Below are 16,381 nucleotides of genomic sequence, written 5' to 3' on the forward strand. Positions count from 1 at the left end.
ATTGATCAGTTTTAGGGCGCTCTCGTGGTCCAAGTCGGTGAGTGATTGGTCGAGTCGCACTCCGCTATCGCTGAGATAAGAGTCAAGGCGGTTGACCGTTTGGGTGCAGCGTTTGACTGTTTTACGATGCATGTGGAAGCAATCGCGACGCTCCTGGGTTTTGGGGTCAGGAACCCAGACTCGCTTAGCCGTGCCGGAGAGGAAGGCTTTGCCGATGCGAATAGCGCTGATTTTGTCATTGTTGGCATGGGCTTCCTTGAGCTTGCCCATATGGCAGCTTTCCAACACCAGAGCGGTGCGACCAATAGCTTCCAGTCGTCGTACGACATCAAAGCTATTGCCCGAAGCCTCTAAAACGATGCAGTCCTCCGAGGTGGTGTGTTTCTGAGCCCAGCTCACTAACTGGCCCATGGGCACTTGGTTGAAGGTTTTTTGAGTAATGGCTTCAGCGGGAGTCCGGCCCTGCAGCAGGGCCGCCGTGAAGCTGTCCGGATGGGAATCAAAGCCGACTACGCGGCCTGTGAGGTTTTTGAATATCGTCTCAATCGAGTCCATATGCTTATTTGGAAGAGCAGGCGGACGGAAACGGGTCAGGCGATTTACATGCACTCAGGTATGCGGGGCGGTCCCCATGTAGGTGCTTTTCGCCGATCTCATTCGCTAAGTCGGAGTATTACTCCAAGCGTCCATATCGAGGGTCTCCCGTAATGCCGCCAGCTAGTTAGCAAGACCAACTGGCCCTTATGGTGGCCCCGTTTCCGTCCGTTCTGCAATGCTGCCTGAGTTTTTCAGGACCGCTGGACAAAACTCATACCTACGCGAAGGACGCAATGTGAGATCCGGGGGGGAGATCCGAACACTAAACTCGATTGGATTGGCCTCGATCAACTTTGCCGTTCTTCGGTATCGGACATCGCGTCCTTTGCGTCCATCGCAGTTCAACAGTCTCTCATGGCCCGGCCCGGTTTTCATCGGCGTGGTGGCTTCGTTAACCTGACCTGCTTCTCCGCCTGCTGCGTTCGGGGCTGGGGAATCGTCCAACATGGATGACGCTACAATGTAGTGTGGGCCGTGTCGGCCCATCGGTTTGGGAGCGTCCGAGGTCGGACGTCGCTACAATTCCATTCGTCGAACCGCCTCGGTGGCGGTTCGACGAATGCTAAGCAAAGAGATCCAAGATGGGTTTGCCGTGGCCGTCGCGGGTGACGTAGAAGGGGCGCTTCTCGATCTCGTAGGCTAGCTTCGGGGAGATGCCCATGGCGCGGTAGATCGTGGCATGGAGATCCTCGATGACGACCTTTTTGTCCACATGCTTGCATGGGCGTTCATCCGCTGTCTTGCCATACAGGAAGCCCTTCTTGATGCCGCCGCCAAAGAGCAGCACGCTGCCGGCGTCGGTGAAGTGACGGTGCATCCCGTAATGCTTGATGTCCTCAATCTTCTCCGGCACATCGACTTGATCCTTGATGGGCTTGTCCGGTCTTCCCTCCAAAATGGCGTCGCGGCTGAACTCGCTGGCAAGCACGATGAGCGTGCGGTTCAGCAAGCCTCGTTCTTCGAGATCGCGGACGAGTTGAGCTACGGGAGCGTCGATTTGCTCCTTCATCGCCTTCAGCTTCGTATGGCCATTCTCGTGGGTGTCCCAATTGAGGAAGGGGATGTACTCCGTCGTGACTTCAATGAACCGGGCGCCGACCTCGGTCAGGCGGCGAGCCAGCAAGCAGCCCAGACCGAAGCGGCCGATGTTCTGTTGTTCGTAAGTTCCAAAACGCTCGCGAGCGGCGGCAAACTTCTTTCCCGGCTCATAGCTAGGCGCGTATTTGCGAATGTTTTCCAAGGGTTCCAACGAGAGGTCGAAGGCCTTGGCGGCGGGGGAGCTGAGCAGGCGGTGGGCGTTGTCCAAGGAGCGAAGCAAGGAATCGCGCTGATACTCACTGCCGTTCTGATAAACGGGGTTCGCATCGAGGAGACGCCGGAAAAAGCGGTCGCGGTTGGAAAAGCGATCCGGGCTCATGCCTCCGGGAGGGCGAACCGCCTCGGCGGCCTGATCGGGGAACGGAATGTTGAACGGGCCGAACTCGCTGCCCAGAAACCCGGCCGTGGTAAACGCTTTGACCTCTTCGGATTCACCGATGTCGAAGCGCTGTCCAATGTTGATGAACGAGGGGACGGCGGAATCGCGCGGTCCCAATGTTCGAGCCAGCACGGCACCGATGTGAGGTGCGGCCACGGTTTGCGGCGGCGCGTAGCCCGTATGCCAGTGGAACTGGTGACGAGAATGCAGGATGAAACCCAGGTCCCCGGCAGTGTAAGTTCGGATGAGTGATCCCCGGTCCATGACGCCGGCGATCTTCTCCAGTCCCTGCGAGAATTTGATGTGATCAACCGCGGTGTCGATTTGGGGAAAAGTGCTCAGCACCTTGTTCGGAGCCAGCCCCTTTTCGAACGGGGTGTAGCGCTTGGGGTCGAAGGTCTCGGTATGGGCCATGCCACCGCCCATCCAGAGGATAATCAGCGTGTCAGCCGTGGCGGAGAGCTTTTCGGCATCTTCCGCGAGGACGACCCGTGGGTGCCCCGCCGCCAGGGCCGACAGCGTCGCGGCGCTCGCTGATTTTAGGAAATCTCGTCGGTTCATAGTCGGGTGGAGGGTCGAGGATCGTTATTGCTTGGACTAATAGATCAGCTGGAATTCAGGCAGCATCGCGATGGCCCAGAGCAAGTCTTCCACGTGCTCGGGTTTGACTTGTGGCCCCAGGAGATCGTTCGCCAGTTCCTGCTCTCGTGCCGTGGGTGGACGTCCTAGTCCACGTTGAAAGATCTGCTGGCTCAGCTCGCGCGGGACTGGCCCCGGCTTGGCGGTCCACTTTGAGGCTCCGGCCTTGACCAGGCCGGCCAGGGTTTCTCCGTTAGAAAGTTCGAGGGCTTGGAGCGTCGTGGCCGCGGAGGTGCGGGACGTCATGACTTGCTCGCGGTTGGGGCGTCCCAGGGCGGTGGTCAAAGGATCGGCCGGGACCAAGCTGGCGCGGATGTGGCCATGCGCCGCCTCGAGGCTCAGGGCGCGGGTCAGTGCGGCCAGTCCACCCGTCCAGGGAGTTTGGGACTTCACGATGGAGCCAAGCTCGACGGCGGGGAGCCATGCGGAGGCACCAAAGTCGGGCTTTTTCCAATCGGCGGGATTGTTGGTCGTGCAGGTCCAGGTTCGATCGGTGTAGAGCTCCAGGAGCTGGGTTCCCGTTTCGAGGCGCGCGAAGACGATCACGCCCGCTGGGCTGGCGGGATCCTCGGGCTTCTTGTCTTTCTCAGGCGGCTTGGGTGCAGCGTTGGCGGCCTGGACGGCAATGAGGTTCACACCGACCTTCAGATGCGGCTTTAGGTTCGCGTGGCTGGCGGTTTTAAGGTTCTTGCCGGAAAGCACCTGAGTGCCGTTTACAAACACCGTCCAGGAGTCGTCGGCCAAGGCAACCACCGTCGCTCGATCCGGAAGGGCTTCGAGCGTGAAGGTTTTTCTGAGAAACAGATCGCCGGGCGCCGCCTTGGTTTCCGCCCCGGGATGCGACCAAACCCATTGGGCCTGGGAAGGCACTCGGACCGTTTCCAGGAAGGCTTCGGAGGCTCCCGCGGCCAGATCGAATTCATTGGCCGGCTCGCTATGCCAGACACCCGTTAACGCGCCCAGGGCGTCGCGGAACTGCTCGGCGCTCAGACGGCGAATGGCGGGTCCCTGGAACACGAACTGTGCGTCGGGAGTTTCGCTCAGGTTCACCGCTGGAAGCTGGTAGGCTTGGGACGTGAGAATTCGTTTGAGCGTGTGCTTGAGATTGTAGCCATTGGCGACCAAGTCCTCCGCCAGCCAATCGAGCAGGTCGGGGGACCAAGCTTTTTGCTCCATATCGTCGATGGGCTCCACCAAACCACGACCCAGGAGCCGAGCCCAGATGCGGTTGACGACGGTTCGTGGCAGCCGACCATTCTCCGACTGGGTCATGATCTCGGCCAGCCGCGCCGTGCGATTGGTCTTGGGCAGGTCTCCCGCGATGGCTCCGAGCTGCGGGTAGAGGAATTGGGTGACTGCTTTCTTTCCGATCGGCTTATCACACTGAACCAGTTCCAGGGGTTCGTCCGCATAGAGATTCGCCATGCCATAGCAATCGGCCAGCGCCCAGTCGTCGATAAAACTGTCGTGGCAGGAGGCGCACTTCAGGTTCACGCCCATGAAGATCTGAGATATATTTTGCGCCGCCTGCATGGGAGGGGTTTGGCTCGCGTTGACGACACCTCGCCAGACGATTCCCTTGGTGAAGCCCTCGGTCTCTGGAGTTGGGTGGACCAGCTGTGCTACAAACCGGTCGTAGGGCAGGTTGGTGGCGAGCGCGGAATGCAACCAGGTAGAGATTTGCTTGCGGCCGCCATCGATGTAACCGGTGCCGCGATAGTCATTGCGCAATAGGTCATTCCAGAAGGAGAACCAGTGAGTTGCGTAGGCCTGATTATCGCCCAGCAGGCGATCGACCAAACGCTCGCGTTTGGCGGGCTCCGAGCTGGCCAGAAAAGCGGCCAGCTCTTCGGGTGGCGGAAGGAGGCCGATCACATCCAGGTAGACGCGGCGGGCAAAGGTCCGGTCGTCGACGACTTTTTCAGGATGGATGGCGGCCTTCCGCAGCGAAGCAGCCAGGAGTCGGTCGATCGGATGCTGAGATCCCTCGGCGGTTGGAAGCTCGACCCGGCGAGGCTCGAGGTTGCGAGGTGGCTGTTTGGCAAAGCTAATGTCGGAGTCCCACGCCAGGCCCTGATCGATCCACGCCCGTAGCAGCCCCACTTGGAGCGGGGTGAGCTTGGTTCCCTTTTCCGGCATGATGCTGTCGAGGTTGAAGCCGGAAACCAGTTCGATCAGATAGCTCTCGCCGCTGTTACCGATCACGACCGATGCCCCCGAGTCTCCTCCCTTGAGCAGGGACTCCCGCACATCCAGGTTGAAGCCCCCTTTCGATTTGCCTTTGCCATGGCACTTAACGCAGGAGGTTTCCAGGATCGGCTTGATATCCGCGCGGAAACTCACCGTGCGCGTGGCTGCAGGCGGCAAGGCGGCGATTTTTTCGGCGGAGAGCTTGGCTTGAAGAGAGCCCCCCGTGAGCAGGCCGGTCGCCGCCAGAATCCAGATGAGTTGCCGCGGATGCATGATGAGATGTCGTTCAGCCCCGGAGCGTCGCCCCTAGGCCGGTTTGAAATTGAGCCACCACTTTGTCGTGAGTTATGTTGACCTCGGAATCGGTTAGGGTGCGGTCGGCCGCTCGGTAGGTGAAAGCGTAGGCGACGCTTTTCTGACCAGCGGGCAGGTTCTTGCCGCGGAACACATCGAAGAGTTCCACCGACTCGAGGTTCGAAGGTTTGGTCTGCCGGACAGCTTGAAGGACTGCCTCGTGGGTCACGGGTTCGGGCACCAGCATGGCGATATCCCGCCGGATGCTGGGGAATGCCGGCAGCGGCTTAAACGATTTGGTCGGGTTCCGCTTGGCCAGCAGGAAGTCCAGGGAGAGTTCAGCCAGAAACACGCGATCCCGCAAATCATACTGTTTGGCGAGCAGCGGCGAGAGCTGTCCGAATTCACCCACCACGAGCTTGCCCAGCTGAACACCCGCGCTTTCGAGGTAGAACTCGGAGGACTCGGCGCGACGGATGTAGGCCACGCCGCGGAGCCCGATCTGCTCCAAGAGCTCCTCCAGCAATCCCTTCAGATCGTAAATGTCCTTTTTGGATTCCCGTTCGGATCCGGTCCAAAAGGTGGAAGTTCGAGCACCGGTGAGGGCGATGGCGACGCGTCTCTCTTCCTTGATCTGGCCCTGATTCTGAGTGAACACGCGTCCGACCTCGAAGAGCGCCAGATCATGGTTCTGGCGGTTGAGATTGTGACGCAGGGAGTCCAGCAGTCCGGGTAGCAAACTGGGGCGCAGCACATCCATGTCGCTGCTGAGCGGGTAAGCGAGAGCCACCAGGTTAGCGGGCGCAGTCACTCGTTTCGCGGCGTTTCCGGCGATCAGCGTCTGGCCTTGGGCTTCGTTAAGTCCTAGACCGGTCAGCAGCCGTCGAACCTCCGCGATCTGATCATGGATGGAGTCATACACATGGGATCCCACGCCGCCCCGGGGGGGAGTTGATGGAATCTTGTCGATGCCGTAGAGCCGTCCCACCTCCTCGATGAGGTCATGCTCGCGTTTAAGATCCACGCGGAAGCTGGGGATTTGATAGCGGGTTTCGCTCTCGGAACTCGCGACGACTTTCAGTCCGAGGCCTTGCAATCCGGCCGACTGCTGAGCCAGTGGGATGTCGATTCCCAGCACCGCGCGCGTCTTCTCCGATCGCAGGGTGATTTCTTTGGGCTGGGCGGGCTGTGGATAGGCATCGACAACGCCGCAGGCGACCCGGCCGCCGGCGGTTTGCAGGATCAGCTGCGCGGCTCGCTGGCTGGCCCAGTCGCAGATCCCAATATCAGCTCCTCGCTCGAACCGATACGACGCGTCGGTTTTGAGTCCCAGGGCTTTCGAGGTGGCCCGAACATTCTGCGGTTTGAAGTAGGCGCTCTCGAGCAGAACGTCGCGGGTGGTCGATTGAATCTCGCTGTTGGCTCCGCCCATGAGCCCAGCCAGGGCGATGCCTTTGGAGGTGTCAGCAATCAGCAGCATCTGCGAGTTCAGCGTGCGGGCCTGGGCGTCGAGGGTCGTAAACGTTTCCCCATCGGCGGCCGGGCGAACCACGATGCGCGGTTTGCCGGCACCTTCGCGCGACAGCAGATGATAGTCGAAGGCATGCAGGGGTTGGCCGGTTTCGAGCATCACGAAGTTGGTGACGTCGACAATATTGTTGATGCTGCGCACGCCCACTTTTTCGAGCGTGGTCTTGAGCCAATCGGGACTGGGGCGGACTTCGACGCCCAGCAAGACCCGGGCGGTGTAACGCGGACAGAGCTCGGGGGCCTGCAGCTCGACGTCGACACGATCGGCCGCTGATTCGCCGTCGGTGCTTTCCGGGACTGACAGCGAGGGGAGCCGCAGCGGGTTGCCCGTGAGTGCGCTGATTTCGCGGGCGATCCCGATCACGCTATTCCAATCGGGGCGATTGGGAGTGATCTCGAGATCATAGACCACGTCGCTGCCCGAACGCCCGAGATGCTCGGCGAAGGGCTGTCCCACTTTGGCATCCGCGGGTAGCAGCAGCAAACCCTCGGCGTCCTCGGCCAATCCAAGTTCCTTGGCGGAGCACATCATTCCGTGCGATTCGCAGCCTCGGATCTTTCCGACCTTGATGACAAAAGGCGGTTCGCCCGGAGCGGTCGGCATGATGGCGCCGGGCAGGGCGAGAGGAACTTTGTCCCCGGCCTTAAAATTCTGCGCGCCGCAAACAATCTGGCGCTCCCCCGTCCCATCGTTGACGGTGCACAGGGACAGGCGGTCGGCATTGGGGTGTTGATTGCGGGTAATGACTTGGCCAACAACGATCTGCTGGAAGTCTCCAGCAATCTTGTGCATGGCTTCAACTTCCAATCCCAGCAGGGTCAAGCGTTCGCCCAGCTCTTCCGGCGACCAGGAAAAGTCCACATACTGCTTCAGCCAATTCAGCGTCACTTTCATCGTAAGATCTTCCCGATCATCGGGGAAGGCGACTATCAAAGATCCAGCGATCCAAAGCAAGTCTGAGCAAGAAGGGGTTAGTGGGGTGGGGTAGGTGGTAGGTGGTAGGTGGTAGGTGGTAGGTGGCCCGACGTGCGGAAAAGTATAAAGGGTCACCGCGAGGAGCGAAGTTTCGTACTCGTTACCGAGAGGTCCTTATCGGGCTGCCCCATTGATTGCAGGAGAGCCTCGGGCATTCATGGGCTCGAACAAAGTCTCGCCCTACCATCAGGCAGTGATTAGGTCGACCTCGTGCTACGAGGTTTCGCGGGCTCCGTTTTTAACAAAAATAATTCAAGGAAGCCCACCGCAAGTCGATTTACTTCCTGTCAGGTAGACCAGGTGGCCGGTGACCTGAAGGATCACTCCGGCAAAGGAAAACGGTGGGTGCCTAAGGAAGAAAACCTACCCGCGACAGGACGTCGTGAAAATACCAATCCCTCTTCGGGATTAAACATGGAAGTCTATGGTTATTAATACAAATACCTCCGCCTTAAACGGAGCTCGTCTTCTCGCAGAATCCACCACCATGCTGGCCAAGTCATTGGCCCGATTGTCCTCTGGTTCGAAGATCACTTCGCCTGAGGATGACGCTGCCGGTCTGGCAGTGTCCATGCGGTTCGACGCGCAGATTAGCCGAACCAACGCTGCGAAGAACAACGTTAACAACGCCGTCTCCTTCAGCCAGACCCAGGACGGTTTCATGGGCAAGGTTGCCAAGGCACTCGACCGGATGAGTGAACTGGCCATTCTGTCCCTGGATGTCACCAAGAGTGACAACGATCGAGTGCTGTATAACAACGAATTCTCCACCTTGTCCGCCTACATCACGAATGTGACGACGAAGGATTTCAACGGGGTGAGTTTGTTCAGTTCCACAGCCCTCAACGTCACCATCGACAGCGAAGGCACGACGTTCAGCATGTCGGGAGTCAACCTCGGCAGCGCCACCTATACCGGACTGGCCTCCGCTAGCGTGAGTTCAGCGGGTACTGCCGCCACAGCACTGACGACGGTTAAGAACGCCATCACCCAGCTGGCTTCGGATCGTGCGACTGCGGGTGCGAGCTTGGCTCGGTTGCAATACACCTCAGAACAGCTGTCGGTGTTGCGTGACAACCTGTCTTCTGCGAATAGTAGGATCAAGGATGTAGACGTCGCAGAAGAGAGCACTGCCTACGCAAAATACAACATCCTGTCTCAGTCAGGCACAGCGATGTTGGCGCAGGCGAACTCCGTGCCACAATCGGTTTTGAGGCTAATCTCTTAGTTAGCCTCGTGGAGAAAAAACAAGAGGCGGACCTCGCGTTCGTCGCTTGATCAACACCCCGGGACAGAGGAAGCCAAGGAAGGCTCTGTTCCGGGGTGATTCTTTCTGGCCTACCAGGCCGTCGGACCTAGAACATCGTTCTGCAGGGTGCCCGCCAGGGCTATTGTTCGGTTCTCGGGTTTTTTTGGATGCCGGCCTGCTAGCAACCACCCCGACTCGGAGTCGGGGTGAGGAACCCATCTGATTCTTCAAAACCGCCCGTTTTGCCTCTTTTCATCCCGCTGCCCTTGCCTTTTAGACCGCCCCCACCATCCGGTGCAGTCTCTTGAGGTTGTAGGCCGTGCTCCCCAGCGTCCAATCCAGCTTCGCTTTCTCCAATCCACGCAGCCTGAACCTCCGAAAGCCAAGCACACTCTTGATGACTCCAAACACCGGCTCCACCGTTTGCTGCCTAAGCTTGTACTCCTCCCGTCCCTTCTGAGTCTTCATCTGAGGTCTCATTCTCTCAGTGGCTCGACTCTTTTCCGTAGGAAAAATAGTTAGCAGCCTGCCGCGACGTTTCCTATGTCATTCTTCAGCACAAATGAGGTTCACAGCCGGACTCACGTCCGTTGGGGACAAGTCCGACAGGCTGCTAGGGAGAATCCTTTTGAACATTTCTCGACATGACCGGTCGAAGTTGCAAGCTCTTGACGTCGTGAACGCTGGGACGGGGCCCGCCCTGGTTGCTTGTTGCTGAGGTTAAGTCTTGCCTATGAATTGGTTGTGTTGTTCGGGATTGGCACGCCCCATCATTTTGGGGCGAGGATGTAGTTGGGGCTTCTGGCGGCTCAAGTCGGGGGGCTGTCTGTATTTTGGGTCGTTGTTCGTCCCGAACCTGGGTGCCATGTTTTTTGCCGAACCCAAGGGACATCTTCACGAGTCGGCCTTATGAATTCTTGGACGCTCGCTTCGGTGAGTGTTGCGGTCGTGATCACCGGCATTTTGCCTGCCTTTTTGGGTCGCTCGCGTCGCCTGATCGGAGCTGAGCCTTCCCCCTGCCTGTTGACCTACGTTCTTGTGCTGAGCCCTCGCTGGATCGCAACCGGGGTGTTAGTGATGCAATGCGTCTGTCTGAGCAGTTGGGGGGCAACGCAGCCCGAGTTGGTGCGCTATTTCATGGCCCTGGTGGTGCACGCCCTAGCCGGTTTGGTCTCGTTTTTTTCGATCGCCGCCGGCCCGGCCGACCTGAAGGCGGTTCCCGCCTGGATTTCCCGCGGTTTAGTCGCCCTCGGTTTCGTTCAGCCCTTGGCCTTGGTGGTTCTGTGCGCTTGGTATTTGGAGCGACGGCCGTGGCTCGAAACGAGTGGGATTTGCTTGGGAACGGCGGCAGGCTGGACTTTTCTGGTCTCGCTCGGCTTCGGGGCGGCTGTGTTACTCTGGGCGCTGGCGGCGGATCTTCGCCACCAGGCTCTCGTCAGCCTCAACGCCTCCCGCTCTCCCGCCGGCTCAGGCTCATCGGACGGAAAGTCGACGTCGATACCCTGACACTTCAACCACGGCGACGTTTACGTCGCCGTGGTGGCTCGGTCAGGGTAACTGACGGCGATGTGTTGATGGGGCCCTAGTTCTTCTTGAACATGGGGCTCTTCTCATCGCCCTTCGACAGCAGATAGGCTACCAGGTCCAAGATCTCCTCTTCCTTCAGTGTGTTGATGAGCCCTTCGGGCATGAGGCTGACCTTCGAGGGTTCCATGGACACCACATTGTTGCGATTGACCGAGACGATTTCGTTCGGGTCGAACATGTTCGGGCTGATCATCACGTTATTGTCATTCAAGTTGACGACCCGGCCCGTGATTTGCTCGCCATCTTTTTGGGTGACAACGACTGGAGCATACTGATCGCTCACTTCCTTGTTCGGTTGGACGATGGACTCCAACAGATCTTTGGGGCTGAAGCGGCCCACGACTCCAGTCAGGTCTGGACCGTAAGAACCTCCCTCGTCATTGAATCGATGGCAGGCTGCGCAGGCTACGGCTCCAAAGAGTTCGCGCCCTTTCTGAAAGCTTCTTCCCTTGAGGCCCTTGTCCAGCGCGGGGGCCAAGTCCGCGACGGTCCAATCCCGAGAGGTGGTTCGTCCTGCGAGCGTGCTGCCGGCCATGACATCTAGGGGGGACTTTCGGACCGGCTTCACGTCCAGGATGGGCTTAAGGGCAGCAAGCTCGGTTTCCGACAAACCCTTCAGCGCCTCGGTTTTAATGTTTTTCACGAAACCGGCGAAACTATGTCCACCTCGATAGCTGGCGGCCTTGTTAAACCAGGCAAAGTAACTGGCCCGGAGGGCCGGAGTCCAACCCGACTTCAAGATGCGCAGGGCGTAGACATAGTCCAGCTGTTCCTCCTGGGTGGGAGCCTTGTCAAGCAGAGCCAAGGTTTTGGCGCCGGCCTGGGGGTGTTGGAGGTAGATCTGCATCTTGCTGAGCTCCGCGTTCAGAGCTCGGCTGGAGGCGGGGTAAACCTGGTCGAGCTGATCGCCGACGCGCTGCGCGGTGGCGGCGTCCGGCGCGCCCATTCGAATGAAGGCGAGCGAATAGACACGGAGTAAGGACAGTTGTTGGGCTTCACTCAGTCGATTCCAACGGAGCTTTCCGAGGGAGTTGAGCAGTTCGGACTGCAGGCTTTTGTCTCCGACGCGAGCCAGAGCGAGGAGCGCCTCAAGGGAGGCCTGCGGATTGGTTTCCCGCAGCGCGCGCTGCTGCCACGAGGAGGGATCCTGATGCTCCAGGGCTACACGGGCGGCCCACCGAACGAAGCGGTCGGAGTGCTTGAGGTAGCTCCAGCTCACCTTGACCGCCTCCGGGTTTTTCTGTCCGTGGAAGGCTTCCAGCTTGCGCCGGGCAGCTCGGAGCTTGGCTTCGCCATCCCTGCTGGCCGGTGACGGGGTGGTTTGCGCCAGACTGGCATTCGAGGCTGTGACTCGGTAGAGAGCGGACTGGGTGCGTCGGCCGCCGATCGTGAAATACAGGGCTCCGTCCTTGGGGTTGACGATGACATCCGTCAAGGGCAGGGGGCTTCCGGTTACGAACTCCTCCAATTGTCCTCCAAACGTGGAGCCATTGGGCTGGAGGTGAACTGCATAAAGTTTGCCATAGCTCCAGTCGCAGATGTAGAGCGCATCCTGGTATTTCTGAGGAAAACGCGCTCCGTACCCGAAGCAGACTCCCGTTGGCGATCCGGGGCCGATATTGACGACTGCGGGCAGGCTGTCAGGGTAGTAGATCGGCCATTTTCCGGTGCCGCTGCGCCAGCCGAATTCGCTACCGCTGACTGCGTGACAGACGCGTGTGGGGCGGTACCACGGGGTGTTCATATCCCATTCCATGTCGGCGTCGTAGACGAAGAGTTCGCCTTCTCGGTTGTAGGCGGCATCGAATTGATTTCGATAGCCCATGCTGATCAGCTCCCACTTTTCTCCCTGAGGGTCGGTCTTGGCGATCCAACCTCCGGGCGCCAGGATTCCTACGGCATGGCCACCGGCATCCCACATGCGGGGGATGAGGTGATCTTCACCCCAGACTTGAGGCACCAGTGAGCTGTTGAACGTGGTGGGCTTGGTGTGGTTGCCGCAGACGACGACCAAGGATTTTCCGTCTGGATGCAGCATCACGGCGTGGGGGCCGTGCTCTCCTCCCCCTTCGATCTTGCGCAACATTTTGACCTCATCCAATTGATCGTCCCCGTTGGTATCGCGGACGCGGTAAAGTCCGCTGGTGTAAGTTCTGCCCTTATTGACCACCACATAGAGGCTGTCGAAGGCCCAGAGCAATCCTTGCGCTTCGCCGAGGTCAACGGGGATCTTCTCGATCTTGGTGTCGTTGGATTTGCTACCCAGAGCCGGCGGGGTGACTCGGAACAGTCCGCCGTATTGATCGCTGACGATTAATCTTCCCTGAGGATCGGTGCAGACGTTGACCCAAGAGCCTTCCTTGTCCTTGGGGACCGTGTAGAGCAGTTCCACCTGAAAGCCGGGAGCCACGCGCAGCTTGGAGACTGGAGTGGCGCTGCCGGCGAGACTTTGCGCGGAGATGCTGGCGCTCTGGCACAGGAGCAGAGCGCCCACGATCACTTGGGTGAGCGAGCGGGCCGAAACTTGGTTGAAACCGTACGAGATGCGCATAGACATGTTGAGTTGAGCGTTCTAAGGACGTTAGAGGGGAGGAGATATTCATGGCCAGAACGATTTGCAGCTAGCGACGTCTCCTCCTTCAAAATTGTCACTTGCCGCCGATAGTAGGATGGAGCCATTCTGGGCTCATCGTTGAGATCAGGACTCAAACCATTGCTATGCCAAGCAAAAAACTGCCCGTCAGCTCTCCCTTAGCGACTCGGCGCCGGATCCTTTCTTCCCTTGCCGGATCCTCTTCCTCAAGTGGTCCTCCGCCCTCACATAGCGACAGCCCCTCGGGGCGTCCTCCCCGCCCGCGCTCACGGACAATTCCTTCTCACTGGCGCAAGCTGGGTGGCCCGCTGCTCCCGGCTGTGGCGGAACCGAGATGGGACGGAAGAAAAAGTTCCGGGAAGGTTTCCACTCCGGTAAAGCGTGAGTTGATACGGAAGTGGCTGAGGTTGGCGCTAGCTCCTCATCTCGCGCTAAAAGGGAGGCTGTCCTCGGCCAGAAATCGCCCAGCTGTGCCCGGGCTGGAGGAGGTTCTGGACCAGGCGGTAGGGCGGATTGTGGCTGACCCGAAGTTGGTCGACCAGATCTGGCACCTCAAGCAGTGTCAGTCCTGAACCGGAGAACAGAGGCGGGGCCGTTGCGAAAACTCATTCTTCAGACCGAGCTTTCCCTGGGGGATGTGGTCATGCTGACGGCCGCCGTCCGCGATCTACATCGCTGCTACCCGAACCAGTTCTTAACGGATGTTCGAACCACCTGTGCTGAAGTCTGGGAGAATAATCCTCATCTCACTCCCCTGGACCCAGCCGATCCTGACGTGGAGGTGGTGCGCTGTGACTACCCGCTGATCCAGTGGAGCAACCAGGTTCCGTTTCACTTTGTCCACGGCTACATCGATCACCTGAACGCTCGGCTGGGCTTGGAGGTGAGGGCTACGGAGTTTCGGGGCGATCTCCATCTGTCTGCCCGCGAGCGGAGGGAGCGGAATCCGCTGAGCGCGTGGATATCCACTCGATTCCCCTATTGGCTGGTGCTGGCTGGCGGCAAGCACGATGTCACCATCAAGTGGTGGGACTCAGCTCGCTATCAGGAGGTCGTTGACCAGCTGCAAGGCAAGGTTCAGTTTGTGCAGCTGGGCCAGGCCGGCCACCATCATCCCAAGCTGCGCGGCACCATCGACCTTCGCGGCCGGACATCCATTCGCGACCTGGTCCGCCTGGTGTATGGATGCCAGGGGGTGCTGTGCGGGGTTACTGGACTGATGCACTTGGCTGCTGCCGTCCCGACTCGCCGTCTCGCCGATGGTTTACGTCCCTGCGTCGTTGTGGCCGGCGGCCGCGAACCTTCGCACTGGGAGGCGTATCCAGGACACGAGTTCTTGCACACCATTGGTCAGTTGCCCTGTTGCGCCGCGGGAGGGTGTTGGCGTTCGCGGACCGTTCCGTTGGGCGATGGCGACGGGCGGGACCGAAGATCGAACCGTTGCGTAGATGTCGTCGAGGGCTTGCCGCACTGCATGCACTTAATCACCGCCCGCGAAGTGGTGGGGCGGGTGCAGCGATTTTTTGAGGGGGGGCGGCTTCGTTTCCTGAACCGCCGAGAACTTGCTGCGGCCCACCGCGCGGAGAGCGAGACCCAGGGTAATCCGTTGGACTTGGCGCCGTTGACCGCTGCAAATGTTCGGCCCGCGCTCGAGCGTTTTCTGCAGCTTCTGCCCGGGTTGTCGGACCTGGGCAGAGGCAGAGGCCGCGGCATCGTCCTGTGCGCGGGCGGGGTGCGCTATTTTACCTGCGCCTGGGTGGCTATTCGCATGCTGCGGCTGGTGGGTTGTCGACTGCCGATCGAACTCTGGTATCTGGGGTCGCGGGAGATGACCTCCGAGATGAGGGGACTGCTCCGTCCTTGGGGAGTCCGGTGCGTGGATGCTTTGGCCACTGCGCGGAGGCATCCCGTCAGAAAGCTTGGGGGATGGGAACTCAAGCCATATGCGCTGGTGCACTCCCGGTTTGAGGAAGTGTTGCTGTTGGATGCTGACAACGTGGTGGTGCGTGATCCTGAGTTCCTGTTTGAGACTCGGGAGTTCCGTGAGGTGGGGGCGGTATTCTGGCCCGATAATCCGGGCACGGGATTCAAGCCGGAGGCTGCTCGGTTATGCGGCTTGGCTCAGGCCGGAGACCGTCCCTTTGAGACAGGCCAACTGCTGGTGGACAAGCGCCGGTGTTCGAAAGCGCTGCGGGTCGCACTGTGGATGAACGAGCACTCTGATTTCTTTTATCCCCTCACGCACGGGGACAAGGAGACTTTCCGGCTGGCTTTTCACAAAGTGGGGAAATCGTATGTCATGCCCGGTAGGTCTCCCGACGGGCGCATGCGACAGTATGACTTTCGCGGTAGGCTGCTGTTTCAGCATCGCAACACCGACAAGTGGAGCCTGTTTGTCTCTCCGAAGCGGGTTGCGGGCTTTCGCTACCACCGTGAATGTTGTGGGTTCCTGGAGGATTTACGCCAGCGCTGGACTCCTCGCATCGCTCGGCCGCTCCAGGGGGTGGGCGCCACTCGGGACTGGAGTTCGAAACCTGTGGCCTCGGGGGTGGATGAGCGGTATCGGCGGGTAAAGGCTGTGCCGAACCCGCGGGGATCGGGAACAGCCCAGCCCTTGACCATTGTGATGCTCTATGATGCTCAGATGGCGTGCATCGGAGAATTAACCCGGCCGATGTGGGAGCGCTACGCGTCGAGGCATGGATATGGGTTCGTGTGTTTTGAGAAGACACTGGATCCCGAACGCCCGACGGCGTGGAGCAAGGTTCTGGCCGTTCAGCGAGTGCTGGAGGAACGACACATGGCGGTGATGTGGGTGGATGCCGACACCCTCCCCATGAACCAGCGTGTGCGGGTGGACCACCTTATTCCGGCGGCTTGTGATGTGGCGTTCGCCAGCGATTTCAACGGGCTGAACACGGGGGTCTTCTTAATCCGCAGCACGTCTTGGAGCCTGGAGTTCCTCAAGGCTGTCTATTTTCTGGGGGATGTACGTCGGAATCCCGATGGGTTTGGGGACAAGTGGGAACAGAACACTGTTAAGGCCGTATTACAACACTTCAAGGGTGACTGGTCAAAGGTGGCCATCCTGCCCCAGTCGGTCATGAACTCTTCGCTGGAAACCTTTGTGCCGGGGGAGTTTCTGGTGCACTTGGGCGCTCTGTCCAACCGAGATCGTCTTCGCTATGTGAGGGAACTGGAGCGTCAGGTCATCGATTAAACTCAGGTGGGAAGGGGCTGAAGTCCTCC

General features: G+C 59.5%; 9 protein-coding genes. 3 read left to right on the top strand and 6 right to left on the bottom strand.

What is annotated here, in order from left to right; genetic code table 11:
* From JNN07_25805 to JNN07_25820, 4 genes are all read right to left on the bottom strand, one after another.
* The coding region (locus tag JNN07_25805) for a hypothetical protein (GenBank protein ID MBL9171173.1) at positions 1-555 on the bottom strand (555 nt) is incomplete at its 3' end.
* 604 nt (positions 556-1,159) lie between these two features.
* On the bottom strand, positions 1,160-2,635 hold the full coding sequence (locus JNN07_25810; GenBank protein MBL9171174.1) for a DUF1501 domain-containing protein: 1,476 nt from the start codon (positions 2,633-2,635) through the stop codon (positions 1,160-1,162).
* Positions 2,636-2,671: 36 nt separating this feature from the next.
* A complete protein-coding gene (locus tag JNN07_25815; GenBank protein MBL9171175.1) occupies positions 2,672-5,176 on the bottom strand; it encodes a DUF1549 domain-containing protein in 2,505 nt (834 codons plus the stop codon).
* A 13-nt stretch (positions 5,177-5,189) separates the two neighbouring features.
* Positions 5,190-7,622, bottom strand: a complete 2,433-nt coding sequence (locus tag JNN07_25820) for a phenylalanine--tRNA ligase subunit beta (GenBank protein ID MBL9171176.1) — start codon at positions 7,620-7,622, stop codon at positions 5,190-5,192.
* 505 nt (positions 7,623-8,127) lie between these two features.
* Here JNN07_25820 and JNN07_25825 point away from each other — a divergent pair.
* A complete protein-coding gene (locus JNN07_25825) occupies positions 8,128-8,931 on the top strand; it encodes a flagellin (protein MBL9171177.1) in 804 nt (267 codons plus the stop codon).
* 294 nt (positions 8,932-9,225) lie between these two features.
* Here JNN07_25825 and JNN07_25830 read toward each other — a convergent pair whose 3' ends face one another.
* The gene (locus tag JNN07_25830; protein MBL9171178.1) at positions 9,226-9,477 is read right to left on the bottom strand and encodes a transposase; all 252 of its coding nucleotides are present in this window, start codon (positions 9,475-9,477) and stop codon (positions 9,226-9,228) included.
* 384 nt (positions 9,478-9,861) lie between these two features.
* Here JNN07_25830 and JNN07_25835 point away from each other — a divergent pair, with 384 nt between their 5' ends.
* Positions 9,862-10,458: a hypothetical protein gene (locus JNN07_25835; GenBank protein MBL9171179.1), complete on the top strand. Its 597-nt coding sequence runs from the start codon at positions 9,862-9,864 to the stop codon at positions 10,456-10,458.
* A 76-nt stretch (positions 10,459-10,534) separates the two neighbouring features.
* Here the strand turns inward: JNN07_25835 and JNN07_25840 are convergent, their stop codons facing one another.
* Positions 10,535-13,090, bottom strand: a complete 2,556-nt coding sequence (locus JNN07_25840; protein ID MBL9171180.1) for a c-type cytochrome — start codon at positions 13,088-13,090, stop codon at positions 10,535-10,537.
* A gap of 637 nt (positions 13,091-13,727) precedes the next feature.
* Here JNN07_25840 and JNN07_25845 point away from each other — a divergent pair.
* The gene (locus JNN07_25845; protein MBL9171181.1) at positions 13,728-16,352 is read left to right on the top strand and encodes a hypothetical protein; all 2,625 of its coding nucleotides are present in this window, start codon (positions 13,728-13,730) and stop codon (positions 16,350-16,352) included.
* The last annotated feature ends 29 nt before the right edge of the window (positions 16,353-16,381 follow it).

It is taken from the genome of Verrucomicrobiales bacterium, from assembly GCA_016793885.1.
Lineage (GTDB): Bacteria > Verrucomicrobiota > Verrucomicrobiia > Limisphaerales > UBA11320 > UBA11320.

What these genes read in the sequence shown, in the direction of transcription:
- JNN07_25810 (MBL9171174.1), bottom strand. Translation starts at nt 2,635, where the DNA reads ATGAACCGACGAGATTTCCTAAAATCAGCGAGCGCCGCGACGCTGTCG.
- JNN07_25840 (MBL9171180.1), bottom strand. Translation starts at nt 13,090, where the DNA reads ATGCGCATCTCGTACGGTTTCAACCAAGTTTCGGCCCGCTCGCTCACC.
- JNN07_25835 (MBL9171179.1), top strand. Translation starts at nt 9,862, where the DNA reads ATGAATTCTTGGACGCTCGCTTCGGTGAGTGTTGCGGTCGTGATCACC.
- JNN07_25825 (MBL9171177.1), top strand. Translation starts at nt 8,128, where the DNA reads ATGGTTATTAATACAAATACCTCCGCCTTAAACGGAGCTCGTCTTCTC.
- JNN07_25815 (MBL9171175.1), bottom strand. Translation starts at nt 5,176, where the DNA reads ATGCATCCGCGGCAACTCATCTGGATTCTGGCGGCGACCGGCCTGCTC.
- JNN07_25820 (MBL9171176.1), bottom strand. Translation starts at nt 7,622, where the DNA reads ATGAAAGTGACGCTGAATTGGCTGAAGCAGTATGTGGACTTTTCCTGG.